We start from the raw sequence: 23,432 nt of genomic DNA, 5'->3' as shown, positions 1-23,432 counted from the left end.
AGGGTGCGCCGCGGACCGTTACCATCCCGCGAAACCCCGGTGACGGCCTGCACACGGCCGCTACCCCTGTTCGGAGATGGTGCTGGATGAAAACCTGGATCGGAGGTGCCGTGCTGCTGGCGTGCACGACCATGGCGAGCGCGGCGACCCCGCCGCCGCTGCAGGACCTGGATGCGACCGTCGAGCGCGTGCGCGCGCAGTTCGACGTGCCCGGCATCGCCGTGGCCGTGGTCAAGGACGGCCAGGTGGTGCTGGAGCGTGGCTGGGGCGTGCGCGAGCAGGGCAAGCCGGAGCCGGTGCAGGCCGACACGCTGTTCGCGATCGCCTCCAATACCAAGGCGTTCACCGCTACCTCGCTGAACCTGCTGGCCGAGGACGGCAAGCTGAAGATGGACGACAAGGTGATCGACCACCTGCCGTCGTTCCGCATGTCCGATCCGTTCGTGACCGGGCAGATGACCATTCGTGACCTGCTGTCACATCGCAGCGGCCTGAGCCTGGGCGCCGGTGACCTGCTGTTCTGGCCGACCACCTCCTACAGCAACGCCGAAGTGGTGCAGCGGCTGGGCAAGGTGCCGCTGAAGGGCGGCTTCCGCGAAAGCTATGCATACGACAACATCCTGTACGCGGTCGCCCAGCAGGTGATCGAGCATGTTTCCGGCATGAGCTACCAGCAGTTCCTGCAGACCCGCATCTTCGACAAGGTGGGCATGGCCGGCACGCGCTACAACGCCGACCACCTGAAGCCGGGCGACAAGGCGGCGGTCGGCCACGCCAAGTACGATTTCAAGGACCTGCGCACCGTCGCACCGCTGACCTGGTCGAACAATGCCGGCGCTGGTGGCATCTATTCCAGTGCGCACGACATGGCGCGCTGGATGCAGGTGCAGCTGGCCGAAGGCAAGCTGGCCGACGGCACTGCACTGTTCAGCGAAAAGAGCCAGCAGCAGATGTGGCGGATGATCACCCCGCAGTCGATCCCGGCGCCGAGCGTGCCGGAGCTGGCACCGGCGCGGGCCAACTTTGCCGGCTACGGCGAAGGCTGGAGCCTGAGCGACTACCGCGGGCAGAAGCTGGTCTGGCACACCGGGGGCTGGCCGGGCATGGTTTCGCGGCTGACCCTGGTGCCGGGCGAGAAGCTGGGCGTGGTGGTGCTGACCAACCAGGAAGTGGGTGCGGCGTTCAACGCGATCACCCTGAGCGTGCTTGATGCCTATCTGGGCGGCGAGAAGCACGACTGGGTGGACGCCTATGCCAAGGCCGTGGCCAAGGGCCAGGACAAGGCCGACGAGGCCTGGGCCAAACACCAGGGCGCGCGCGACAAGGGCAGCACGCCGTCGCTGCCGCTGGCCGGCTACACCGGCACGTTCCGCGACCGCTGGTATGGCGACATGCAGATCAGCGCCGAGGGCCGGGGCCTGCGCCTGCGCTTCATGAAGACCGCGCAGCTGAGCGGCCGCCTGGAGCACTGGCAGCACGACACCTTCATCGTGCGCTGGGATGACCGTTCGCTCAACGCCGATGCATTCGTGAACTTCAATCTGGACCCGGATGGCAAGGTGAGCGAGGTGCGCATGCAGTCGATCTCCGACCTGACCGATTTCAGCTTCGATTTCCAGGACCTGCTGTTCATCCCGGTCAGAGAGTGAGGGTAGTGCCGGCCGCTGGCCGGCAACCTCATGATCCCCGGAAACGTCGCAAGGGTGCCGGCCAGCGGCCGGCACTACCGGAGCCGCGGCGATCATCGGCTGGCGTACACATCCGGCGTGGGATACTTCGCCGCTTGCAAGAGGCGAGGGAGTGCGATGTTCCGTTGGTTTGAATCCCTGATCCCGGTGTTCCCGCCCGTGGATGGGCGCATGCCACCGCGCAAGGTGCTGCCGTTCTACCTGCACTACCTGCGCCCGGTGTGGCCGGTGCTGCTGGCGACCCTGATCGCTGGCCTGCTGCTGGCGCTGGTGGAAGTGGCGATGTTCGATTACCTGGGCCGCATCGTCGACATGGTCGCCGAGCAGCCAGGGGCTGATTTCTTCAAGCGCCATGCCAATGAACTGGGCTGGATGCTGTTCATCACGGTCATCGCGCGGCCGATCCTGGTCGGCCTGCACAACCTGCTGGTCAACCAGGCCATCGTGCCCGGCCTGAGCAACCGCTCGCGCTGGCTGATGCACAACTACGTGGTGCGGCAGAGCCTGAGTTTCTTCCAGAACGACTTCGCCGGCAGCGTCGCCAACCGGGTGATGCAGACCGGCACCTCGCTGCGCGAATCGGCCGTGCAGATGGTCGATTCGCTCTGGTACATCGTGGTCTACACCGGCACCGCGCTGTACCTGTTCGCGCAGGCCGACTGGCGGCTGATGGTGCCGCTGATCCTGTGGCTGCTGGCCTATGCGGTGATCATGGTCTACTTCGTGCCGCGCGCGAAGGAACGGGCCTGGATCGCGTCCGAGGCACGTTCCAAGGCGATGGGCCGCATCGTCGATGGCTACACCAACATTCCCACGCTGAAGCTGTTCGCCCATGGCGGACGCGAGCAGGCCTACGTCGCCGAATCGATCCAGGAACTGGCGGTCAAGCACCGCGCGCAGACCCGGGTCACCACCGGCATGGACCTGACCATCGCCATCGTCAACGGCTTCCTGATCGCCGGTACCTGCGGGCTGGCGCTGTGGCTGTGGAACGGCGGGCACATCACCGTCGGCGCGATCACCCTGGCCACCGGCCTGGTGATCCGCATCCACAACATGTCCGGCTGGATCATGTGGACCATCAACGGCATCTTCGAGGACATCGGCACGGTGCAGGACGGCATCACCACGATCGCCCAGCCGCTGACCGTGCAGGACCGCGAGGATGCGGTGCCATTGCAGGTAACCCGTGGTGGCGTGCATTTCCAGGACATCCACTTCCACTATGGCAAGAAGGGCGGCGTGATCGCCGGCCTCGACCTGGTGGTGAAGCCCGGCGAGAAGATCGGCCTGGTGGGTCCTTCCGGTGCCGGCAAGTCGACCCTGGTCAACGTGCTGCTGCGCCTGTACGACCTGGAGAGCGGCCGCATCCTGATCGACGGCCAGGACATTGCATACGTTACGCAGGAAAGCCTGCGCCAGCAGATCGGCGTGGTCACCCAGGACACCTCGCTGCTGCATCGCTCGATCCGCGACAACCTGCTGTACGGCCGTCCTGATGCGACCGATGAGCAGCTGCGTGCTGCGGTGGCCAAGGCACGTGCCGAAGCCTTCATCGATACGCTGGTGGACGGGCAGGGCCGTCGTGGCTACGACGCACATGTCGGCGAGCGTGGCGTGAAGCTGTCAGGTGGCCAGCGCCAGCGCATCGCCATTGCCCGGGTGCTGCTGAAGGACGCACCGATCCTGGTGCTGGACGAAGCGACCTCGGCGCTGGACTCGGAAGTGGAAGCGGCGATCCAGGACAGCCTGGACCAGCTGATGGGCGGCAAGACGGTGATCGCGATCGCGCACCGGCTGTCGACCATCGCGCGCATGGACCGGCTGGTGGTGATGGACCAGGGCCGCATCGTCGAGACCGGCACCCACGCCGAACTGATTGCGACCGGTGGCCTGTACGCGCGGTTGTGGGCGCGGCAGACCGGTGGGTTTGTGGCTGCCGAGCAATGATTGCTTTCGGGGTCGGAGCCTTCTCTGCGAGAAGGATCCGACCCCAGCCATGTATCCCTTGGGGTCGGATTTCTTTCCGCAGGAAAGGGTTCTGACCCCAGCGTGTTTCCGGAGACCTGCATGATCCGCCCCGTACGCTTCTTGTTGCTGGCACTCAGCCTGGTCACCACAGCCGCACCTGCGGCGACGGCATCGGTGCAAGGCGACCAGCTCGAGCAGGTCGTCCTGCTCAGCCGCCACAACCTGCGCGCGCCGGTGGTGGCGTCGGGCGCCCTGGCCCATGCCACACCGGAGCGCTGGCCAGGCTGGGACGTAGGCCCCGGCGAGCTGACCACCAAGGGCGGCGTGCTGGAGGTCTACATGGGGCGCTACATCGGCCAGTGGCTGCGCCAGGCGCAACTGTTGCCGGCGTCGGGTTGCCCGCAGCCGGCTGACTTCCACGTCCATGCCAACAGCCTGCAGCGCACCCAGGCCACCGCGCAGTTCTTTGTTGCCGGTGCGTTTCCGGGCTGCCCTGTCACGGTCGAACAGCGCATGGCGTTGGGGACGATGGATCCGCTGTTCGATCCGGTGATCCACAACGATGACGCGGCCTCCCGCGCGCGCGCGCTGGAGTCAATGCAGAAGGCGCTGGCCGCAGCGGATCTGGCACCGGCGCTGTCCATGGTGGAGCAGATCACCCGCTACCCACAGTCGGCCGCCTGTGCGGGGCGCAGCGACTGCCATCTGATGCTGGCCGACACGGTCTTCAGTGCGGAGCCGGGCAAGGAGCCGCGGGCCTCCGGTTCGCTGGCGCTGGCCAGCGGGCTGGTCGATGCCTTGTTGATGGAGCACTACCAGGGCAGTGGCATCCCCCGCGAAGGCTGGGGCCGCTTGACCACCGAGGCGCAATGGCAGGCGCTGGCGCAGATCCGCAACCGCTACCAGGACATCCTGTTCGGAACGCCCGAGGTGGCACGTGACGTGGCTGCTCCGTTGCTGGCACGCGTGGATGCGGTATTCGGTGATCCGGCGTCGCCGAAGGTGACCCTGCTGGTCGGCCATGATTCCAATATCGGTTCGGTGCTGGCGGCGATGGCAATCGGTGACTACAGCCTGCCAGGCCAGTTCGAGAAGACGCCGATCGGTGGCCTGCTGCAGTTCGAGCGTTGGCGTGACCGCCAGAGCGGTGGCGAGCGATTCCGCCTGGCCTACGTCTATCCGACCACCGCGCAGCTGCGCGATGCAGTGCCGCTGACCGAGGCGCAGCCGCCCGGGCGCGTTGCACTGCCTTTGCCGGGCTGCGACCGGCAGGGCTGCAGCCGTGCGCAGTTCCAGCAGCTGCTGCAGCGCGCCGGTCGCTGAAACAGAGGGCTATCGTAGCGGCGTGCGCACGATGCCCTGCGTAGCCATCAACGTAAGGTCGCCGCCCAGCCGTGGGGAACGGAACGGTCCGCGTGCATGCGCGGCATCGAACAGGCCGCCATCGGGTGAGCGCAAGCGGTAGAACTCGACCCAGCCGCTGGCATGCAGTGGCAGCTGTGCCACACCGGTGTGTTGGTTGAACCACGCGGGGTCGTTGCTGCCTTCGATGACCCGGCGCGCCAGGCGGTCGATTGCATGGCCCTTGCTGGCATACCAGTCCTGGCCGCGCAGACGCGCCAGCTCGGCCATCATCACCAGTGGCGCCAACGCGTAGTCGTGGTAGTGCAGCGCACGTTGCCCGCGGGTCATTTCCAGCGGCAGGCTGCCATCGTCCTGGATGTCATCGATGCCTTGCTGGAACGCGGCGTGGCCGGCCTGCCACAGGGCGTCGTCGTCGGTGGCCAGGCCGGTTGCCAGCACGCCCAAGCCTCCCCAGTAGTAGTGGTTGTTGCGGCGTCGTTTCGAGTCGTCCCAGTACGCCAGGTTGGCCCGGGCCAGTTTCTGCAGCCACGGGTCGATGCGTGCGCGTTGCCGGGCATCGGCCTGCTCGTGCACCTTCAGATAAGCCATCGCTACCGCGTCGAGCATCCATTGCCGCATGTAGAACGACTGGTTGTTGTTGACCCGGATCATCTGCCCGAGCATGGCGCCATCGGCGGCCCACGCACCCAGCCAGGCCAGTGTGCATTGCGCCGCCGCCCGGTCACCGGTGCGCAGGTAGTCATCGCTCATGCGCGCCACGTCGGCGGCATAGCGGTCCAGCGGCGCGGTGGCGTCCTTGTTCTGCTGATGCAGTACCGGGTCGATCACCGAACCGGCCTTGTCGGTGTAGTAGCCCAGCGCGCGGATGTCGGGCTGGCCGGGTGGCGGCGGCGGACAGGCAGCGTAGGAAGGAGTGCTGGCCATCAGCGCGGGCAGCAGCGCAAGACGCAAGAGGGGGAGAGACATGGACGCCGGCGGAAGGGGGAACCTGGCGAAAGATGCGCCCGGAGTTGTTCGCCAGGTGTGAGGTCACGCACGCCCGATGTGCAACGGTTCAGGACCGGAGCGGCTCCAGCGTGGCGGGAAGGATGCGTTGCCCTGTGGGCGACGCGTGCCCTTCTGGGCAGCGGGGTTGCGATGTAGTCTGCGGGTGATTCACCTACTCTGGAGATCGACCATGAAAATCACGGACTTTCTGGTAATGGATCACTATGGCGACCAGATCGACGCCGATCCCCATGGCAACAACATTGCATTCTGCTGTTTCGACTGCGGGCATCCCATACTGGCCGTCGCGCTGGAGAACCAACGTGGGTTTGATGAAATGCATCCGGCGGCATGCCGGGGCTGCAAGGTGAAGTACTTTCTTGATATCCGCAGCCATGCCGGGAAGCTGTACATACACCGGATGTGAGGCCGTCGGGCGCTTCAAACGAGAACGGCCCGGGAAGTCCGGGCCGTGAGGTGCTGCCAGAGCCGCGGGGCATTCAGCCCCGCAGCCGATCACTCGATCGGCTGGTCCAGCATCAGCTGGCGTGCGAAACGCACCGGCGGTGCGCCGTAGGACAGTACCTGGTCGTGGTACGCCTTCAGGTTGAACTTGTCGCCCAGCTTTTCCTGCACCGCCTTGCGGGTGTCGAAGTGTTCCTGCGCACCGACGAAGTAGGTCGGCAGCTGCGCCGAGGTCAGCTGCGCGCGCACCCACTTGCCCGAGGCTTCGCTTTCCTGCTGGAACGCGTCGTGGGTCATCAGGTGCATCGCCTTCTCGCGATCCCAGTTGTCCACGTGCACGCCCTGGTCGAGGATCGCGTTGGAGATCGTGCGCAGGTAGAACTTCAGCTGCACCAGGTGGAACAGCGGGTCGTTGTTGAGGTAACCCTGCTCCTGCATCATGCGCTCGGTGTAGACCGCCCAGCCTTCGGCGAACAGGCCCGAACGCAGCACCGCACGCAGGGTGGAGGGGAACTTGGCCGAATGCCAGCCTTCCAGGTAGTGGCCCGGGGTGCCTTCGTGGATGCTCAGCAGGTGGATCATGCGCGAGTTGTATTCGCGCAGGAACGAGTCGACCTGCTTCTCGTTCCAGTCGTCCGGAATCGGCGACACGGCGTAGAAGGTCTTCAGGTTCTTGTCCAGCGGGCCCGGCGAATCGCAGTAGGCCACGGCCACGCCACGCTGGAATTCCGGCATCAGGATGATGTCCACCGGCGCATCGGGCAGGGTCACCAGGTCGTGCTCGCGCACGAACGCGGTGGACTGCTCCAGCGCGGCCTTGGCGTCGTCGACCACCTTGTCGCGCGCCGGTTTGTCGGCGTAGGCCAGTTCCAGTGCGGCCTCGATTGCCTTCTGCTGCTGCTCGTCGGTCGGCTGGGCCGGCATTTCCGGCGCACCCGGCTTGTCCTTCAGCACGGTCTGCGCGATGCCGTACATGTCTTCGCGTACGCGCTTGAGTTCGGCGCGTGCACGCTCACCGATCTCCTGGCGCGACAGCGAGGAGCTCAGCGCGAACTTCAGCTTCTGGTCGTACTTTTCCGCACCGATGCGGAAGTCGCCCTTGGCATTCGGCACCAGGGTCTTGTCCAGCCAGGTCTGCTGTTCGTCCACGGCCTTCTTCAGGCCGTCGATGGCGGCCTGCAGGCGCTGCTGGTCGGCCTGCGGGAGTTCACCGATGTGCGGGGTGATGAAGGTATCGACGATGCTGAGGATGCCCTTGTTCTGCTTGGCCACCGTCTCGGCATGGATCTTCGGCACGCGGGCCGGATCCAAGTTCTCGCGGGCCTGGGCGAAGATCGCCGGCAGCTTTTCCATGCGCGCGGTGGCCGACTTCAGGCGCTCCGGCAGCGGCGCGAACTCGCGGGCCATCAGGCCGTAGATCGCGCTGCCGGCGATGCCGTTGTACAGCTGCGGGTCCCACTTGCCGGACTGCAGTACTTCGGCGTTCCAGATTTCCGACTGCAGCTGGTTGCGCAGGATCGCTGCGTCCACCTGGTTCTCGCGGCCCAGCTTGGCCACCTCGATCTTGTCCAGTTCGCCCAGCAATGCCTTGTAGGCGGCCACGGTCTTCTGCTGGCCGGCGGCACTCAGGTCGTCCAGCTCGCTGTCGTAGCGGTGGTCACCGATCTGGGTGGCGCTGACCGGCGAGAGCTGCATCCAGGTGTCCAGGGCGCGCTTGGACAGGTCGGCGAAGGCGGCATCGACCGCCGCGTCACCGGCCTGCTGGCTGGCGGCCGGGGTGGAACCGTTGGTCGGGGCGTCGGCCGGCTGGCAACCGGCCAGGGCGGCGACCAGGGCGAGGGCAAGAAGATGCGGGCGCATCGGCGTTCCTGTACAGGGTCAAACCCCGAGCATAGGCCCCCGGGGCTGCTTTGTCCCCGTGCCATAGGATTACCATGGGCGCAGACAGGGACTCTCCAGCGGAGCGCAGGACATGGAATACCAGGGAAGCTGCCATTGCGGCAGGATCGCATTCACCGTACAGGCCGAGACGCCGATCAGCGACGTCATCGACTGCAACTGCTCGATGTGCCGCCGCCGCGGCAGCCTGCTGTGGTTCGCGCCGCGTGAGGCGTTCCAGCTGACCACCGATCCGGCGGACGTGGCCACCTATCATTTCAACAAGGCGCACATCGATCATCACCACTGCCGCGAGTGCGGCGTCGCGCCGTACAGCGAAGCGGTCGACCCGCGCACCGGTACGCCGATGGTGGCGGTGAACGTGCGCTGCGTGCCGCAGGTCGACCTGGCCGGTCTTTCGGTGACCTCCTACAACGGGGCCGCTCTGTGAGGCCGGTGCGTGCGTGGACACGCGTGATAGCGATGCCGGTACTGCTGCTGGCATTGGCGGCCTGTGCCAGGAACGGCGAGCGCGCGGCAGAGGCCGGTGCCACTGCGGCCGATGCCGCTGTCGCGTCGCCGGAAGGCGCGTTCCTCGCCTACGAACATGACGTGCAGGTGCAGCTGGAGGCAGCGCAGATCGCACCGCGCATCCATCAGATCGCACAGGCCTGCCAGAGTGCGAAGTTCGGCGACTGTGCGGTGCTGCAGGTTGACCAGCGCAGCGGCGAGCAGCCCAGCGGCGAGGTCAAGGTGCGCATCGCGCCGAAGGGCGCCGAGCCGTTGATCGCGATGGCCGGTGAAGGTGGAAAACTGCAGTCGCGCAACACGCGCGCCGAAGATCTCGCGCAAGCCGTGGCCGATACGGCACTGACCAAGGCGCGGCTGGAGAAGGAACATGCGCGGCTGCTGTCCTACCAGGACCGCAAGGACCTGAAGATCGAAGACCTGATGGCGATCACCACGCGCCTGTCGGAGATCGAAGCGGGCGTCGAGCAGGCCAACAAGGATGCCGCCCAGCAGCGCCGGCGCATCGATACCCAGCTGGTGACGATCCACTTCGACACCACCTCGGGCCAGCGCAGCCGCAGCGAGATCGGTGAGGCGCTGAGCGAATCGGGCAGCATCCTCAGCACCAGTATTGCGTTCCTGATCCGCGCCGCGGCCGCGCTGCTGCCGGTGGCGGTGCTCGCCCTGATCGCAGCCTGGGGTGTGCGGGCGTGGTGGCGTCGCCGCCGCCGCACGCTGCCGCCCAGCCTCTGAGGTGAAGGTTGATGCCGGCAACCCGCCGGCATCAACCCTCGTCGGTCTCGTACTCGACGAACACGTCCAGCTCCAGTGCCAGCTCCTGCACCGCATCGCGCACCTTCTGCGCGGTGCTTTCATTGCCGACTTCCACTTCCAGTTCGTGGATGCCCGGGCCGATGTCATCGGACAGCCCGGCAGAACTGGAATCGTCGTCGTCCATGTGCGGCATCAGGTCGTCGGTTTCCTCGACATGTTCGATGCCATCCAGGCCGAGCAGCAGGTCGCTGATCGCGCGGGCGTCGCCTTCGGTTCCGGTGATGCGCAGTCGCAGCATGGCCATGGCGTCAATACGGTGTGGGGTTGCCTGCAGCCTAGCCAGCGTGAAGCAAAGAACGGGTGAGGGCGTAGTCAGCCGTGCGTGGCCGGGCGCCCGAGCAGGCTTTCCGGCAACGCGGGAATCGGCGTGCGTTCGTCCTGCGCCTGCTCCAGCAACCAGTCGATGAACAGGCGCGCGGCGTGGCTCGGCGGTTGTCCTTCGGCATGCACCACGTGATACGCGTAGCGCGCTTTCAGCGCCGGGCCGGGCAGGCGCACCACCTCGTAGCGTTGCAGGTAGGGCTGTGCGATGTGGGTGCGTGCCAGCACCGCGCCCATGCCGTACACCGCGGCACGCATCGCATCGGTACTGTCGGCGAAGGTATGCATCGGCGGCAGCGGCGAGGGCGGGCGCACGCCGGCATGACGGAACCAGTCACGCCAGCCCTGTGGCGAAAGGTCGGTCAGCAGCGGCAGGTCAGCGATGCGCGCCGGATCGACCAGCGTTTCGACCCCGGCCAGCGCCGGTGAGGCCACCGGGAACAGGTAGTCATCCATCAGGTGCTGCGCACGCAGGCCCGGCCATTGGCCCAGGCCGTAGCGGATGCCGACCTCCGGACCGTTGTCGTCGTAGCGGTCCAGGCCGCTGCCGGTATGCAGCTCGATGCGGATGTGTGGATGGGCCTGGGTGAAACGCGGCAACCGCGGCAGCAGCCAGCAGTACGACAGCGAGCGCAGCGTGGTGATCCGCAACGGCACGCTGTCCGCATCCGGGTGCAGATGGTGGGCGACCGCCGCGACATCGGTGAAGGCCGCGCTGGCGGCGTCGGCCAGCTGCCGGCCCTCGGCGGTCAGGCGCACGCCGCGGGCATGGCGCAGGAACAGCCGGGTCTCCAGCACCTCCTCCAGGCGGCGCACGTGATGGCTGACCGCGCTGGCGGTCAGGTGCAGCTCCTGGGCGGCCTGGGCGAAGTTCTGGTGGCGCGCTGCAACCGCGAACACGGCCAGTGCGGGGAGCAGGGAAGGGCGTAGCTGCATGTCCAGCCTCAAACCATATTTGTGGCTGGCAGCGATACTACGCGCTTGTGCGGCAGGCGTCTGCGCCCGATCCTGTCTGCCTTGGCGAGGAACAGACGATGGACGGAGGCAGGGCATGAATGCGGTCCCACAGGCGGCCGAGCGCGACTGGCGCACACCGCTGGAATTGACCCTGCTGGGCGCCATCTGGGGCTGCTCGTTCCTGTTCATGCGGGTAGCGGTGCCGTCGTTCGGCCCGTTCGCCCTGGTCGAGGTGCGACTGGTGCTGGGCGCGCTGGTGCTGCTGCCGTTCCTGTGGCGTGCCCGCGCACAGTTCCCGCCGCGGCGCTGGCTGTGGCTGGCACCGATCGGCCTGATCAACTCGGCGCTGCCGTTCGTGCTGTTCGCCTATGCCGCCGAACAGGCACCGGCCGCGATCGGTGCGATCTGCAATGCGATGACCGTGCTGTTCGCCGCGCTGATCGCCTTCCTGTTCTTCGGCGAGAAGATCGGCATGCGCCGTGCGGGCGCGCTGCTGGTCGGCTTTGCCGGTGTAGTGGTATTGGCCACGGCCAAGGTCTCGGGCCTGAGCATCGGCACCGCCGTACTCGCCGGCGCCGCTGCGTCGCTGCTGTACGGCCTGGGCGTGAACCTGGTGAAGCGGCACATGACCGGCCTGCCGTCGGCGGCAGCTGCGGCGGCAACGCTGTCGTGTGCCTCGCTGTGGATGCTGCCGATGGCGGTGAGTCACTGGCCGCAGGTGGCGATTCCGGCCAAGGCCTGGGGCGCAGCGATTGCCCTGGGCGTGGCCTGTACCGGCCTGGCGTTCCTGATGTTCTACCGCCTGATCGGGCGTATCGGACCGTCGCGTGCATCTACGGTGACGTACCTGATCCCGCTGTTTGGTGCGGCCTTCGCGTGGTTGTTCCTGGGCGAGCCGGTGACGCTGCAGATGTTGATTGCGGGTGCGTTGATTCTGGGTAGCGTGGCGGTGAGTCAGAAGGGCTGAGGGTGCCGAAGCACTGGTAGTGCCGGGCGCTGCCCGGCAGGTCTTTTCCGCGCCTGCGGAGAGGTGTCACTTTCTTTGCTCGTGCAAAGAAAGTAACCAAAGAAACACGCCGCCAGGTCGCGAGCCGGTGCTCCACACCGGTCCCCTGCGCTTCTCGGTGGATCAGGGGACGGTGCGCAGAAGTCAGCCGACTAACAGTCGGCTCTACAGGACATCGGCACCTCTTCGCCCCTGATTCCCCTGCGATGCTCGGCTCACGCAAGGCGGACCCAGATCAAAGGCCACAGCTGCACCCAGTAGATCCACGCCATGCGTGGATGCCTTTGCCGTTGATCTTGACCTCCCAGTCCGCCTTGAGCGAGCCGAGCACCGCAGGTCCGGCGAGGGCGAAGAGGCGCGGGTGTCTGAGCGCAGCGAGTTCCCGCGCCGTCCCTCGACGGGCCGAGGAGCGCAGGGCACCGGTGCGTAGCACCGGCTCGCGGCCGGCGGAACGTTTCTTTTGGTTACTTTTCTTTGCGTACAAAGAAAAGTAACGCCCATGAACGATGAAGCACCTTCAGCACGCGTAACGTGCGGAAACCATCACCGCACCGGCACCGGAACATTGCAGAGATCGATATGCCCCGCCGGGCGCTTGTAGAAATCATCCACGCGATTGCGGCGTGCCTCCACCGTATCGGCGAAGGTCTTCGAATCGGTGCGCAGCACCTGGATCGGCGTGCGCTCGGCTGCCCGCACGTCGCTGGCACGGCGGATCGACACGATCGGCGTACGCAGCTTCGGGTCGGTGTAGAAGCCCATCGGCGCCGGGCCGCGCGGGGTTGCACTGAGCAGTTCCATGCCTTTGAGCACGCGGCCGACCAGGGTGATGTTGCGGTCCAGCTGGCGCGGCGACTGCCCGGTCACCACGTACAGTTCGGCACCGATGCTGCTGTCTTCCTCGTTGCTGCGGCCGGCGCCGAGCATGCCGTAGCAATGCGCCAGCCAGGCCTTGCCGGCCTGCGGGTCCTGGCCGACCGGGAAGCCGTCGACGAAACCGGTCTGCGCGGCCCAGCCGTCGCGATCCGGCAGCACGCTGACCTTCAGGCCGGCGCTGGCGCGTTCGAATTCAGCCGGCAGCTTGCGCGCGGCACTGCCGAACGGCTTGGCCTTGGCCGCGTCATCGGCGTCGGCATCACCGAACTGCACCACGAAGTTGTCCTGCGAACGGTAGATGCTGGTGCCGTCCCAGAAGTGCTCGTGGGCGAAGGTCTGGATGTTGGCGACATGGCGCGGGGCGAACTGCGGTGCCAGTTCGATGATCACCCGCCCGGCCGGCAGGTCCATGTACAGCAGGTTGGCCGGGTCCGGGGTGCGCCAGTCGCTGGCCGCCGACGCGTCGAGGATCTGCTGCGGGCTGCGGTAGGGCGTGGCCGCACTGGCCATGGCGGGCAGCAGGCAGGACAGGGCGAGGGCGGTCAGGGCAAGGCGACGACGGTGCGGCATGGGAACCCCGGAACATGAACGAGGCTTCGATTCTGCGCGAGCCGCCCAGCCACGCCAACCGGCACGATGACTAACGACACATTCGCTATACCGAACTTCGCACTATTGTGGACTTCAACGTAGTGGAGGGCCGGCCATGTCCGAGGACGATGTCCAGCTGAAGAAGTTCCAGAAGGAGCTCAGCGCCGGGACGGTGTCGCTGGCCCTGCTGGCGGTGCTGGCCCGGGCCGGCGAGCCGCTGTACGGGTACCTCATTGCCAAGGAGCTGGAGCGGGTGGGCGAGGGCGTGCTGAGCGGCAAGCAGAGCGCGCTGTACCCGGTGCTGCGCAACCTGGAGGGCGCCGGTCTGCTGGAAAGCCATGTGGAGCCGTCCAGCAGCGGGCCGCCGCGGCGCTACTACCGCATCAACGAACGTGGCCGCGACGTGCTGGCGCAGTGGCGCCAGGCCTGGCAGGCCACCCGCGATTCCGTCGATTCCGTGTTGGAGGGGGTACCGCAATGAACGACCCGAGCCTGGCAGGCCGTGCCCTGCCGACCACCATTCCGCAGTACCTGGCGCAGCTGCACGCGGCGCTGGAAGGCGCCGATCCGGCGATGGTGCAGGACGCGCTGTACGACGCCGAGGAGTACCTGCGTTCGGAGCTGGCGGCGCAGCCCGGCCGCAGCGAGGCCGAGGTGATCGCCGACGTTGCCGGCAGCTATGGCGCGCCGGACGAAGTGGCCGAGATCTACCGCGAGACCGAAGTGACGGTGAACCGCGCGCTGCGCACGCCGCGCGCGGATACTGCGCCGGTGCTGCGCGCAGCGGCCGAAGCCAGTGGCGTCGAGCCGGCTGCACCGCCGCCGGCGCCGGTGCAGCGTTCGCTGCTGGCGCGCTTCTTTGGCGTGGTGACCGATCCGCATACCTACGGCGCGCTGTTCTACATGCTGCTGTCGCTGGCCACCGGCATCTTCTTCTTCACCTGGGTGGTGACCGGCCTGTCATTGTCGCTGGGCCTGCTGATCCTGATCATCGGCATTCCGCTGACCGTGCTGTTCTTCGGCTCGGTGCGCGGGCTGGCGCTGCTGGAAGGGCGGCTGGTGGAAGCACTGCTGGGCGAACGCATGCCGCGCCGCCCGCGTTACACCGACCGCAGCCGCACGTGGCTGCAGCGCATCGGCGACATGTTCACTGACGGCCGCACCTGGCTGACCCTGCTGTACTTCGTGCTGATGCTGCCGCTGGGCGTCATCTACTTCACCATCGCGGTGACGCTGCTGTCACTGTCCCTGGGCCTGATCTGGGCGCCGGTCGCGGCGATCTTCAGCGGCGACATTCCGGGCGTCTACGTCGACGGCGTGAACGTGCTGCCGATGGCGGCCTCGCCGCTGGTAGCGATCGTGGTTGCCGCCGTGGGCGCGTTGCTGCTGCTGCTGACGATGCACCTGGCGCGCGGCATCGGCAAGCTGCACGGGCTGATCGCCAAGAATCTGCTGGTGCGGTTGTAACAGGCCAGGGGTCGGATCCCTGTTCGCAGAACAGGGCTCTGACCCCGGATCCCATCATGCTGGGGTCAGAGCCCTTTCCGTTGGAAAGGGATCCGACCCCGGGCGGGGCATTACCCCGCCTTGCGGCGCAACGGGGTCACGTTGCTCTTCTTCTTCGTGGCCTTCGCCGCCGGGGCTTCGGCATGTGCGGCGAAGAAGTCGCGCACCTTCGGGTACACCACCTCGCGCCAGCGGCGGCCGCTGAAGATGCCGTAATGGCCAGCACCTTCGACGATGAAATGCTCGCGGCGGTCAGCCGCGATACCGGTGCACAGCGCCTGCGCGGCTTCGGTCTGGCCGAGGCCGGCGATGTCGTCCAGCTCGCCTTCGATGCTCAGCAGCGCGGTATCGCGGATCGCCGACGGATCGACCTTCTCGCCGTTGACCACCCACTCGCCACGCGGCAGCAGGAAGTCCTGGAACACCACGCGGATGGTATCGAGGTAATACTTGGCCGGCATGTCCAGCACCGCGTTGTACTCGTCGTAGAAACGACGGTGCGCGTCGGCGTCTTCCAGGTCGCCCTTGACCAGGTCGGTGTAGAAATCCCAGTGCGAGCTGAAGTGGCGGCTCGGGTTCATCGACAGGAACCCGGCGTGCTGCAGGAAGCCCGGGTACACGCGGCGGCCGGCGCCGGGATAGCTGGCCGGCACGGTGTGGATGACGTTGTTCTCGAACCACGACAGCGGGTTCTGCGTGGCCAGGTTGTTCACTGCGGTCGGGCTGCAGCGTGCATCGATCGGGCCGCCCATCATCACCAGTGTGCGCGGCGTCGGTTCGCCACGGCTGGCCATCAGCGAAACCGCAGCCAGTACCGGCACGGTCGGCTGGCACACGCTGACCACGTGCAGGCGCTCCACGCCAAGGTGGCGGATGAACTCCTGGATGTAGGCGATGTAGTCGTCCAGGCCGAACTCGCCTTCGCCGGCCGGCACCATGCGCGCATCGACCCAGTCGGTGACGTACACGCGGTGGTCGCGCAGCAGGGTGCGCACGGTATCGCGCAGCAGCGTGGCATGGTGGCCGGACAGCGGCGCCACCACCAGCACGAACGGCTGGTTGAGCATGGTGTGCAGCTGGTCGGCTTCATTGCTGTGGCGCTTGAAGCGCAGCAGCTTGCAGAACGGCTTGCTCACTTCCTCGTGCACGACGATCGGCACGCGCTCGCCATCGACGTCGATTTCGTTGATGCCCCACTCGGGCTTCTCGTAATCCTTGCCGATGCGATGGAAGAGTTCATTGACCGCCGCCAGGCGATCAGCACCGGGCATCTGCGACCACCAGTGGCCCTGGTTTGCGAAGAATTTGGCGTTGGCCTGGGCCTGGTGCACCCAAGGGGCGAGCAGGTTGCGGGTCAGTTCGTGCAGTTGATAGAGCATGACGACCGAATATGTATGGTCATATGTTGCCGCGCAGCATATCCCATCCGGGTGTCCCGCAGGTTAAGTCGGATGAAAATAATGAATCCGGATTCACATCCGTTCCAGCGCGGCCGCATCGCCTGCCAGGACGGGGCCGAGCCAGCAGTGCGACCCTGCCGGCTGCAGGCCGTGCCGGGCCAGCGTGCGGCGGTACCAGCGCGCCGGGCGGGCCTGGAAGCCGTCATGGTCGCCCTCGAACTCGTCCTCGGCGGCGAAGGTCTCCAGGAAGGCCACGCCGCCGGTCAGCTCGGCCACGCCGGCCAGACCGGCGCGCAGCTCGCGGTCGGGCACGTAATGCATCACGTCCGAGCAGATCAGCAGGTCGACCGGGGCACAGGGCCGCAGCCAGGCAAAATCGCCGAAGCTGGCCAGGTGCAGGTTGCGGGTCCTGCCGTAGCGGCGCACAGCGTACTCGCTGCTGTCGAAGCCGAGGTATTCGACCTTCGGACGCAGCTTCAGCAGCGGCGCGCGCCAGGCGCCTTCGCCGCAGCCGATATCCAGCACGCTGCGGATCGGTCGCTCCAGGTAGTACTCGGCACTGGCCACGGCCAACGCGACCTTGCGCGCCAGGCGGGCGCTGCCGCCGATGTCGGCACGGCGGTACCAGCGTTGGAAGTAGGCGGCGTCGTAGGTCTTGTCCATGGGGCGGTGCGCGATCGGGGAAAACGGCGCCTATCGTACGGTGTTGCGGCGCGCCATGCGTCGATGTGTCGCGGCGTGCGTGCCTGCGGCCCCCTTGCCATGGCATGCGAGAATGACGGCCAACCTACGCCAGCCGCCGGAGCGAGCGCATGCAGAGCTACTACTGGGTCAAGACCTTCCACATCGTGTTCGTGGTGGCGTGGATGGCCACGGTGTTCTACCTGCCGCGCATCCTGGTCAACCTGGCCGAGACCGCAGGCCAGCCGGCGGTGACCGAGCGCCTGCAGCTGATGGGCCTGCGCCTGTACCGCTTCGGCCACTCGATGTTGGGGCTGGCATTCCTGCTCGGGCTGGTGCTGTGGCTGGGCTACAAGGTCATTCCGGACTTCCCGACCATGGTCGCCCCGGGCGGTGCCGGTTGGCTGCATGCCAAGCTGGGGCTGGTCGTGGTGTTGCTGGCGTATTTCATCTGGATCGGGCGGCTGCTGAAGGGCGTGGCCAAGGGCAGGGCGCTGCCGTCGTCGCGCGCGCTGCGCTGGATCAACGAGATCCCGCTGCTGGCGTTCATTCCGATCGTGTGGCTGGTGCTGGCCAAGCCGTTCTGAGTGGGGTCATCTGTACCCGGTAGATCCACGCCATGCGTGGATGCCGCCAGGGCGCAAACGAAAGAGCCGGGCATCTGCCCGGCTCTTTCGTTTCTGCAATCACCTGCGTGTTGCCGGCCAGCGGCCGGCACTACCGGGCTTAGGCTGCTTCGTACGTGCCGTAGCTGCGCAGACGGGTGTAACGCTGCTCCAGCAGCTGCCCGGTGGACAGCTTTTCCAGCGCGTCCAGTTCGTTCAGCAGCACGGCCTTCAGGCGCTTGGCCATCTGCGTCGGGTTGCGGTGGGCGCCACCGGTTGGCTCGCGCACGACCTTGTCGACCAGGCCCAGGCTCTTCAGGCGTGGCGCGGTCAGGCCCAGCTGTTCGGCGGCATCCTTGGCCTTGCCGGCATCCTTCCACAGGATCGAGGCGCAGCCTTCCGGGGTGATGGTCGAGTACACCGAATACTCCAGCATCACGGTGCGGTCGCCCACGCCCAGCGCCAGCGCGCCGCCGGAGCCGCCTTCACCGATCACGGTGCAGATGATCGGCACCTTCAGTTCGGCCATCTCGATCAGGTTGCGCGCGATCGCTTCGGACTGGCCGCGCGATTCGGCGTCGATGCCCGGCCAGGCGCCGGCCGTGTCGATCAGGGTCAGCACCGGCAGGCCGAAGCGTTCGGCCATCTTCATCAGGCGCAGCGCCTTGCGGTAGCCCTCCGGCTTGGGCATGCCGAAGTTGCGCTTGATCTTTTCCTTGGTGTCACGGCCCTTCTGGTGGCCGATCACCATCACCGCGCGGCCGTTGATGCGCGCCAGGCCGCCCATGATGGCCTTGTCGTCGGCGAAGGCACGGTCACCGGCCAGTTCCTGGAACTCATCGCAGATGATGCGGATGTAGTCGGCGGTATACGGACGCGACGGGTGGCGGGCGAGCTGCAGCACCTGCCACGAGGTCAGGTTGCGGAAGATCTGCGCGGTGCGCACGCGCAGCTTGTCCTGCAGCGCATGCACTTCCGCCTCGACATTGACCGCCGGCCCGGCACTGGCGTTGCGCAGTTCCTGGATCTTGGCTTCCAGGTCGGCGATGGGTTGCTCGAAGTCGAGGTAGTTCGGATTCATCGGAAGCCGTCGTGTAAAGAAGGGGGGAATTCTAGCCGAATGCGTGCAAACCACCCGTACGCCTTCGTCTGGAAGGCGACGGTAGCGCAGCCGCGCAGGGGGCGCCAGTCAGCTCAGGGCACCACCAGGGCGCTGCGGCCCATCAGCTGGCTGCGCTGGGAGACGAAGTCGTTGTAGGCCTCGTTGGCCTCCCGGCCCAGGTTGCCGCCCAGGCTGGCGGTGGCCGAGGTGAAGGCCATCTGCGCGGCGAAGTCCTGCTTGCGCAGGGCCTTCTGTTCATCGGCGGTGGTGGCCTTCAGCCAGCGCGCATAGACCTCGCGCAGCGGCGCGGCATGCGCCTCGAAGGCCGGCACCAGCGCCGGCAGGCTGGCCGGGGCCGGTTCCAGGCTGAACACCGGGGCCACGTAGCCGGCCGGCTGCTCGCGCTTGAAGGCGCCGGGCTCGCCCATGCCTTCTTCCACGTAGGCGATGAAATCCGGCGCGGTGAACACCTTGGCCACGATCTGGCCGCCGCTGGAATCAACGTGGGCGACCACCTTTTCCTTCGGGAACGGTTCGCGCACGCCGTAGGTCCAGGTCTTGTCGATGAACAGTGCGTGGCTCTTCTCGAACGGGCCTTCGAAGTCGACGCCGCCCAGCTGGATACCGGAATTGCCGACGCCGAAGTTCTTCACCTTGCTTTCGTCGGTGACATAGATCTCACGGGCGATCACGTACTCGCTGAGGGTCGGGTTGATCAGCCCGCCACGACCGTCGACGTAGACGATGAAGCGCACATCACCGAGCTTGTCGGTATGCAGGCGATGTTCGCCGATGGCCAGCGAGACCGGGCGCGAACCCTGCGCGGCCACCGGCAGGTCCTGGCCGTCGATGCTCAGCGCCAGCGGCGTGTCGGTCGGGTTGTCGATCTGGAACTCGATCTTCGACGGGGAGCAGGCGGCCAGGGCCAGTGCGGCAGCGAACGGGAACAGCAGGGTCTTCATCGGCAATCGTCCTTGATACTTGGAACGGGGAAACAGGGGGGACAGGAAAACCAGGGAGCCAGCCTCAGCTGGCCCAGGGCGGGCTGTAGCGCACCTTCAACGTGCGCACGGCCGGGTCGGCGCGCAGCGCCTCCATCAGCTTGGAATCGATGCGCACCGCGCTCTGCCCGGACACATCGAGCATGCCGGCGACGCCACCGTGCGGCCCCTTCAGCAGCAGGTCCAGGCGCAGCGGCGTTCGCCCGGGGCGATGGCGGTCGAGCAGGGCGTCGATGCGCTCCCAGACCGGGCGCTGCTGGCGCAGGTCCAGGCGCAGCGACAGCCGCGTGGCGTAGTTGGCGCAGACTTCGTCGAAGTCCCAGCACTGGCGGATGCGCAGCGCGAAGCCGCCGTTGAATTCGTCCTCGCGCAGGCCACCCTTGACCACCAGGATGCGGTCCTTGGTCATCAGGTGGCCGAATTCGGCCATCGCGTCGGAGAACGCGCTGCACTCGACGCGGCCACGGCCGTCCTCGAGCTGGATGAAGATCTGGCTCTCACCCTTGCGGCGCACGCCGACCACCTGGCCGGCCAGCACGGTCTGCACTTCCGGGCGCCAGCGCTTTTCGCCGCCACCACCGCCACCGCTGTTGGCGCTCCAGATCTTCTCCACCGCGCCCAGGTCGTTGCCGACCAGGTCGCGCACGTCGTCGCGCCAGGGGTCGAACGGGTGGCCGCTGAGGTAGAAGCCCAGCGTGTCGCGCTCGCCATTGAGGCGCTGCAACAGCGGCCACTCCTCGGCTTCGGGCAGGTCCAGCTGGATCGTGGTCGCGCTCGGGTCGGGGCCGCCGAACAGCGAGTTCTGGCCCGACGCACGTTCGCGCGCCATCTGGTCGGTGGCCTTGATCACCTCAGGCAGCTGCAGCATCAGCGAGGCGCGGTTGTGGCCGAGCTCATCCAGTGCGCCGCAGTTGATCATCGCTTCCAGCGTGCGCCGGTTGAGCTTGGCCGAACCGACGCGAGTGCAGAAGTCGAGCAGGTTCTTGTACTCGCCGCCCTTCAGGCGTTCGTCGACCACCGCTTCGCAGGCACCCTGGCCGACGCCCTTGATCGCGCCCAGGCCGTACTGGATGGTGTCAGGCGTCACCGCCTCGAACATGAAGGCGGACTGGTTCACCTTCGGCGGCAGCACGGTCAGGCCGAGGTTGCGCACCTCGTCGAGGAAGCCGACCACCTTGTCGGTGTTGTCGAGGTCGGAAGACAGCGTGGCGGCCATGAACTCGGCCGGGTAGTGGCGCTTCAGCCAGGCGGTCTGGTAGCTGACCAGCGCATAGGCGGCGGCGTGGGACTTGTTGAAGCCGTAACCGGCGAACTTCTCCATCAGGTCGAAGATCGCATCGGCCTTGGCCTCGTCCACGCCGTCCTTGGCCGCGCCTTCGCGGAAGATCTCGCGGTGCTTGGCCATTTCCGCCGGCACCTTCTTGCCCATCGCGCGGCGCAGCAGGTCGGCGCCGCCCAGCGAGTAGCCGCCGACGATCTGCGCCATCTGCATCACCTGCTCCTGGTACACCATGATGCCGTAGGTGTCCTTCAGGATCGCTTCGGTGCGCGGATCGGGATAGATGATTTCTTCCTGGCCGTGCTTACGCGCGTTGAAGGAGGGAATCAGGTCCATCGGGCCGGGTCGGTACAGCGACACCAGCGCGATCAGGTCTTCGAAACGGTCGGGGCGCGCATCCTTCAGCAGGCGGCGCATGCCCGAGGATTCGAACTGGAACACCGCGCCGGTATTGCCGTTGGCGAAGATGTCCTTGTAGGTGGGCGTGTCGTCCAGCGGGATCGCGGCGATGTCCACCGGCGGAATGCCGGCGCGCTCATGGCGCTTGTTGATCGCCTTCACCGCCCAGTCGATGATGGTCAGCGTGCGCAGGCCAAGGAAGTCGAACTTCACCAGGCCCACTTCTTCCACGTCGTTCTTGTCGAACTGGGTGACCGGGTTCTTGCCGAGGCCGTTCTCGTCGTGTTCGGCGTACAGCGGGCAGAACTCGCTCAGCGGCTCGGGACCGATCACCACGCCACCGGCATGCTTGCCGGCGTTGCGGGTCAGGTCTTCCAGCTGCAGCGCCAGATCGATCAGGTCGCGGACATCGTCCTCGGTCTCGTAGCGCTGGATCAGTTCGGCCGACGCCATCTCAGAGCTCGGGCCTTCCTTGCCCTTGCCCAGCGCATCCTTCAGGTGGATGCCGAGGATGTTCGGGATCAGCTTGGAAACGCCGTCGACCAGGCCGTACGGGAAACCGAGCACGCGGCCGGAGTCGCGCACCACCGCCTTGGCGGCCATGGTGCCGTAGGTGATGATCTGGCTGACGCGCTCGCGCCCGTACTTGCGTGCGACGTAGTCGATCACCTCGTCGCGGCGGTCCATGCAGAAGTCGATGTCGAAGTCGGGCATCGACACGCGTTCGGGATTGAGGAATCGCTCGAACAGCAGGTTGTACGGCAGCGGATCCAGATCGGTGATCTTCAGCGCCCACGCCACCAGCGAACCGGCACCCGAACCACGGCCGGGGCCGATCGGAATGCCCTGGTTCTTGCCCCACTGGATGAAGTCGGCCACGATCAGGAAGTAGCCCGGGAAACCCATCTTGATGATGGTGTTGAGCTCGAATTCCAGGCGCTCGAAATACTCTTCGCGGGTCTTGCCCGGCGCCAGCGGATTCTTCTCCAGGCGCTCTTCCAGGCCGTCGCGCGACATCTTCTGGATCCAGGTGTCCAGGGTCTCGTCGTCCGGCACTGGGTAGTTGGGCAGGAAGTAGGTGCCCAGCCGCATCTCGATGTTGCAGCGCTCGGCCAGCGCCAGCGTGTTGTCGATCGCATCGGGAATGTCGGCGAACAGCGCACACATCTCCTCGGCCGACTTCAGGTACTGCTGGTCGCTGTATTCGCGCGGGCGCTTGGGGTCGTCCAGCACGCGGCCGGTGGAAATGCACACGCGCGCTTCGTGCGCGCTGAAGTCCGACGGCGACAGGAAGCGCACGTCGTTGCTGGCCACCACCGGCAGGCCGCGCTGGCCGGCGGCCATCAGCGCGAACTGGTTGAAGGTTTCCTCGCCCTCGCGGCCGGTGCGGGTCAGCTCCAGGTGCAGGCCATCGCCGAACACGCGCTGCCAGTCGGCCAGCTGCTGCTCGGCCAGTTCATGCTTGCCGTCCAGCGCCAGGCGCCCGGCCAGGCTCTGCCGGCCGGCCAGCGCGAACAGGTTGGCGTTGCCGGCCTTCAGCCAGTCCGGGTGCACGGCCACGCCGCCTTCCGGGCGATGGCCTTCCATCCAGGCGCGGGTCAGCAGGCGCGACAGGCTCAGGTAGCCCTCGCGATCGCGGCACAGCAGGGTCATCCGCCACGGGTCCTGGCCTTCCTCGGCGATCAGCACGTCGGCGCCGGCGATCGGCTTGATGCCCACGCCTTCGGCCGCCTTGTAGAACTTGACCAGGGCGAACAGGTTGTTGAGGTCGGTCACCGCCAGCGCGGGCAGGCCGAGTTCGACCGAGCGCGACAGCAGGTTGGCCTGCTTGGCCTTCTTCGGGTCCGCCTGGTCGGGCTTGGCCGGCACGCGGATGGTCGAGTCCGCCAGCGAGAACTCGGTGTGGACGTGGAGATGTACGAAGCGGGAGTTGGACATGCCGGACCAGGTTGGAGCGCGCGGGCCCCGGGTGCTGACGGAAGATCGTCGCCGGGGTCGGGATGCGCTGGA

20 protein-coding genes are annotated in these 23,432 nt (G+C 66.8%); 10 read left to right on the top strand and 10 right to left on the bottom strand.

Annotated elements, in window-relative coordinates; translation table 11 throughout:
* Positions 1-86: 86 nt before the first annotated feature.
* From BKE09_RS04480 to agp, 3 genes are all read left to right on the top strand, one after another.
* The gene (locus tag BKE09_RS04480) at positions 87-1,649 is read left to right on the top strand and encodes a serine hydrolase (RefSeq protein ID WP_075674950.1); all 1,563 of its coding nucleotides are present in this window, start codon (positions 87-89) and stop codon (positions 1,647-1,649) included.
* Positions 1,650-1,805: 156 nt separating this feature from the next.
* A complete protein-coding gene (smrA, locus tag BKE09_RS04475; protein WP_075674949.1) occupies positions 1,806-3,638 on the top strand; it encodes a multidrug efflux ABC transporter SmrA in 1,833 nt (610 codons plus the stop codon).
* Between the two features lie 120 nt (positions 3,639-3,758).
* Positions 3,759-4,982 carry a bifunctional glucose-1-phosphatase/inositol phosphatase gene (agp, locus tag BKE09_RS04470; RefSeq protein WP_075674948.1) on the top strand — a complete coding sequence of 408 codons (1,224 nt, stop codon included), beginning with the start codon at positions 3,759-3,761 and terminating at the stop codon, positions 4,980-4,982.
* Between the two features lie 9 nt (positions 4,983-4,991).
* Here agp and BKE09_RS04465 read toward each other — a convergent pair whose 3' ends face one another.
* The gene (locus tag BKE09_RS04465) at positions 4,992-5,990 is read right to left on the bottom strand and encodes a polysaccharide lyase (protein ID WP_075674947.1); all 999 of its coding nucleotides are present in this window, start codon (positions 5,988-5,990) and stop codon (positions 4,992-4,994) included.
* Positions 5,991-6,201: 211 nt separating this feature from the next.
* Between BKE09_RS04465 and BKE09_RS04460 the strand changes: the two genes are divergently transcribed.
* Positions 6,202-6,438, top strand: coding sequence for a hypothetical protein (locus BKE09_RS04460; protein ID WP_075674946.1), 237 nt, complete (start codon positions 6,202-6,204; stop codon positions 6,436-6,438).
* A gap of 89 nt (positions 6,439-6,527) precedes the next feature.
* Here the strand turns inward: BKE09_RS04460 and BKE09_RS04455 are convergent, their stop codons facing one another.
* Positions 6,528-8,336 (bottom strand): DUF885 domain-containing protein, encoded by a 1,809-nt coding sequence (locus tag BKE09_RS04455; protein ID WP_075674945.1) that lies wholly within the window; start codon positions 8,334-8,336, stop codon positions 6,528-6,530.
* Positions 8,337-8,448: 112 nt separating this feature from the next.
* On the opposite strand from BKE09_RS04455, the gene BKE09_RS04450 reads away from it, so the two are divergent.
* The gene (locus BKE09_RS04450) at positions 8,449-8,805 is read left to right on the top strand and encodes a GFA family protein (RefSeq protein ID WP_075674944.1); all 357 of its coding nucleotides are present in this window, start codon (positions 8,449-8,451) and stop codon (positions 8,803-8,805) included.
* A gap of 32 nt (positions 8,806-8,837) precedes the next feature.
* Entirely contained in the window at positions 8,838-9,617 is a 780-nt protein-coding gene (locus BKE09_RS04445; RefSeq protein WP_170871725.1) for a DUF4349 domain-containing protein, read from the top strand.
* A gap of 31 nt (positions 9,618-9,648) precedes the next feature.
* On the opposite strand, the gene BKE09_RS04440 is transcribed toward BKE09_RS04445, so the two are convergent.
* Positions 9,649-9,942 carry a hypothetical protein gene (locus BKE09_RS04440; protein WP_075674942.1) on the bottom strand — a complete coding sequence of 98 codons (294 nt, stop codon included), beginning with the start codon at positions 9,940-9,942 and terminating at the stop codon, positions 9,649-9,651.
* Between the two features lie 68 nt (positions 9,943-10,010).
* Positions 10,011-10,955, bottom strand: coding sequence for a LysR substrate-binding domain-containing protein (locus tag BKE09_RS04435; protein WP_014036486.1), 945 nt, complete (start codon positions 10,953-10,955; stop codon positions 10,011-10,013).
* Positions 10,956-11,070: 115 nt separating this feature from the next.
* Between BKE09_RS04435 and BKE09_RS04430 the strand changes: the two genes are divergently transcribed.
* On the top strand, positions 11,071-11,943 hold the full coding sequence (locus tag BKE09_RS04430) for a DMT family transporter (protein WP_075674941.1): 873 nt from the start codon (positions 11,071-11,073) through the stop codon (positions 11,941-11,943).
* Between the two features lie 582 nt (positions 11,944-12,525).
* On the opposite strand, the gene BKE09_RS04425 is transcribed toward BKE09_RS04430, so the two are convergent.
* Complete coding sequence (locus BKE09_RS04425; RefSeq protein WP_075674940.1) at positions 12,526-13,428, bottom strand: peptidylprolyl isomerase; 903 nt, start codon at positions 13,426-13,428, stop codon at positions 12,526-12,528.
* Positions 13,429-13,564: 136 nt separating this feature from the next.
* Between BKE09_RS04425 and BKE09_RS04420 the strand changes: the two genes are divergently transcribed.
* Both BKE09_RS04420 and BKE09_RS04415 read left to right on the top strand, forming a co-directional pair.
* Positions 13,565-13,930 carry a PadR family transcriptional regulator gene (locus BKE09_RS04420; RefSeq protein WP_014036489.1) on the top strand — a complete coding sequence of 122 codons (366 nt, stop codon included), beginning with the start codon at positions 13,565-13,567 and terminating at the stop codon, positions 13,928-13,930.
* Entirely contained in the window at positions 13,927-14,916 is a 990-nt protein-coding gene (locus tag BKE09_RS04415) for a sensor domain-containing protein (RefSeq protein WP_075674939.1), read from the top strand. The genes BKE09_RS04420 and BKE09_RS04415 overlap by 4 nt, the downstream gene beginning before the upstream one ends.
* Before the next feature lie 110 nt (positions 14,917-15,026).
* Here BKE09_RS04415 and phaZ read toward each other — a convergent pair whose 3' ends face one another.
* Both phaZ and BKE09_RS04405 read right to left on the bottom strand, forming a co-directional pair.
* Positions 15,027-16,334, bottom strand: a complete 1,308-nt coding sequence (gene phaZ / locus BKE09_RS04410) for a polyhydroxyalkanoate depolymerase (protein WP_075674938.1) — start codon at positions 16,332-16,334, stop codon at positions 15,027-15,029.
* Between the two features lie 93 nt (positions 16,335-16,427).
* Complete coding sequence (locus tag BKE09_RS04405) at positions 16,428-17,018, bottom strand: class I SAM-dependent methyltransferase (protein WP_075674937.1); 591 nt, start codon at positions 17,016-17,018, stop codon at positions 16,428-16,430.
* A gap of 149 nt (positions 17,019-17,167) precedes the next feature.
* Between BKE09_RS04405 and BKE09_RS04400 the strand changes: the two genes are divergently transcribed.
* Positions 17,168-17,623, top strand: coding sequence for a CopD family protein (locus BKE09_RS04400; RefSeq protein ID WP_075674936.1), 456 nt, complete (start codon positions 17,168-17,170; stop codon positions 17,621-17,623).
* A gap of 139 nt (positions 17,624-17,762) precedes the next feature.
* Here the strand turns inward: BKE09_RS04400 and BKE09_RS04395 are convergent, their stop codons facing one another.
* The 3 genes from BKE09_RS04395 to dnaE all read right to left on the bottom strand — a co-directional run bounded on the left by BKE09_RS04395 (position 17,763) and on the right by dnaE (position 23,360).
* Positions 17,763-18,722 (bottom strand): acetyl-CoA carboxylase carboxyltransferase subunit alpha, encoded by a 960-nt coding sequence (locus tag BKE09_RS04395; protein WP_075674935.1) that lies wholly within the window; start codon positions 18,720-18,722, stop codon positions 17,763-17,765.
* Positions 18,723-18,835: 113 nt separating this feature from the next.
* Positions 18,836-19,705 (bottom strand): hypothetical protein, encoded by an 870-nt coding sequence (locus BKE09_RS04390; RefSeq protein ID WP_075674934.1) that lies wholly within the window; start codon positions 19,703-19,705, stop codon positions 18,836-18,838.
* A 64-nt stretch (positions 19,706-19,769) separates the two neighbouring features.
* Positions 19,770-23,360, bottom strand: coding sequence for a DNA polymerase III subunit alpha (gene dnaE / locus BKE09_RS04385; protein ID WP_075674933.1), 3,591 nt, complete (start codon positions 23,358-23,360; stop codon positions 19,770-19,772).
* Positions 23,361-23,432 lie beyond the last annotated feature (72 nt).

Origin of the sequence: Stenotrophomonas sp. TD3 (genome assembly GCF_001939825.1) — a bacterium.
Taxonomy (GTDB): domain Bacteria; phylum Pseudomonadota; class Gammaproteobacteria; order Xanthomonadales; family Xanthomonadaceae; genus Stenotrophomonas.
Note: the sequence above shows the minus strand (reverse complement) of the source record. Positions and strands in the feature narration are given on the sequence as shown.

Bases quoted from the DNA above. Each gene is read 5' to 3' on its own strand.
- BKE09_RS04480 (WP_075674950.1), top strand. From the start codon at position 87: ATGAAAACCTGGATCGGAGGTGCCGTGCTGCTGGCGTGCACGACCATG.
- smrA (WP_075674949.1), top strand. From the start codon at position 1,806: ATGTTCCGTTGGTTTGAATCCCTGATCCCGGTGTTCCCGCCCGTGGAT.
- agp (WP_075674948.1), top strand. From the start codon at position 3,759: ATGATCCGCCCCGTACGCTTCTTGTTGCTGGCACTCAGCCTGGTCACC.
- BKE09_RS04465 (WP_075674947.1), bottom strand. From the start codon at position 5,990: ATGTCTCTCCCCCTCTTGCGTCTTGCGCTGCTGCCCGCGCTGATGGCC.
- BKE09_RS04460 (WP_075674946.1), top strand. From the start codon at position 6,202: ATGAAAATCACGGACTTTCTGGTAATGGATCACTATGGCGACCAGATC.
- BKE09_RS04455 (WP_075674945.1), bottom strand. From the start codon at position 8,336: ATGCGCCCGCATCTTCTTGCCCTCGCCCTGGTCGCCGCCCTGGCCGGT.
- BKE09_RS04450 (WP_075674944.1), top strand. From the start codon at position 8,449: ATGGAATACCAGGGAAGCTGCCATTGCGGCAGGATCGCATTCACCGTA.
- BKE09_RS04445 (WP_170871725.1), top strand. From the start codon at position 8,838: ATGCCGGTACTGCTGCTGGCATTGGCGGCCTGTGCCAGGAACGGCGAG.
- BKE09_RS04440 (WP_075674942.1), bottom strand. From the start codon at position 9,942: ATGGCCATGCTGCGACTGCGCATCACCGGAACCGAAGGCGACGCCCGC.
- BKE09_RS04435 (WP_014036486.1), bottom strand. From the start codon at position 10,955: ATGCAGCTACGCCCTTCCCTGCTCCCCGCACTGGCCGTGTTCGCGGTT.
- BKE09_RS04430 (WP_075674941.1), top strand. From the start codon at position 11,071: ATGAATGCGGTCCCACAGGCGGCCGAGCGCGACTGGCGCACACCGCTG.
- BKE09_RS04425 (WP_075674940.1), bottom strand. From the start codon at position 13,428: ATGCCGCACCGTCGTCGCCTTGCCCTGACCGCCCTCGCCCTGTCCTGC.
- BKE09_RS04420 (WP_014036489.1), top strand. From the start codon at position 13,565: ATGTCCGAGGACGATGTCCAGCTGAAGAAGTTCCAGAAGGAGCTCAGC.
- BKE09_RS04415 (WP_075674939.1), top strand. From the start codon at position 13,927: ATGAACGACCCGAGCCTGGCAGGCCGTGCCCTGCCGACCACCATTCCG.
- phaZ (WP_075674938.1), bottom strand. From the start codon at position 16,334: ATGCTCTATCAACTGCACGAACTGACCCGCAACCTGCTCGCCCCTTGG.
- BKE09_RS04405 (WP_075674937.1), bottom strand. From the start codon at position 17,018: ATGGACAAGACCTACGACGCCGCCTACTTCCAACGCTGGTACCGCCGT.
- BKE09_RS04400 (WP_075674936.1), top strand. From the start codon at position 17,168: ATGCAGAGCTACTACTGGGTCAAGACCTTCCACATCGTGTTCGTGGTG.
- BKE09_RS04395 (WP_075674935.1), bottom strand. From the start codon at position 18,722: ATGAATCCGAACTACCTCGACTTCGAGCAACCCATCGCCGACCTGGAA.
- BKE09_RS04390 (WP_075674934.1), bottom strand. From the start codon at position 19,705: ATGAAGACCCTGCTGTTCCCGTTCGCTGCCGCACTGGCCCTGGCCGCC.
- dnaE (WP_075674933.1), bottom strand. From the start codon at position 23,360: ATGTCCAACTCCCGCTTCGTACATCTCCACGTCCACACCGAGTTCTCG.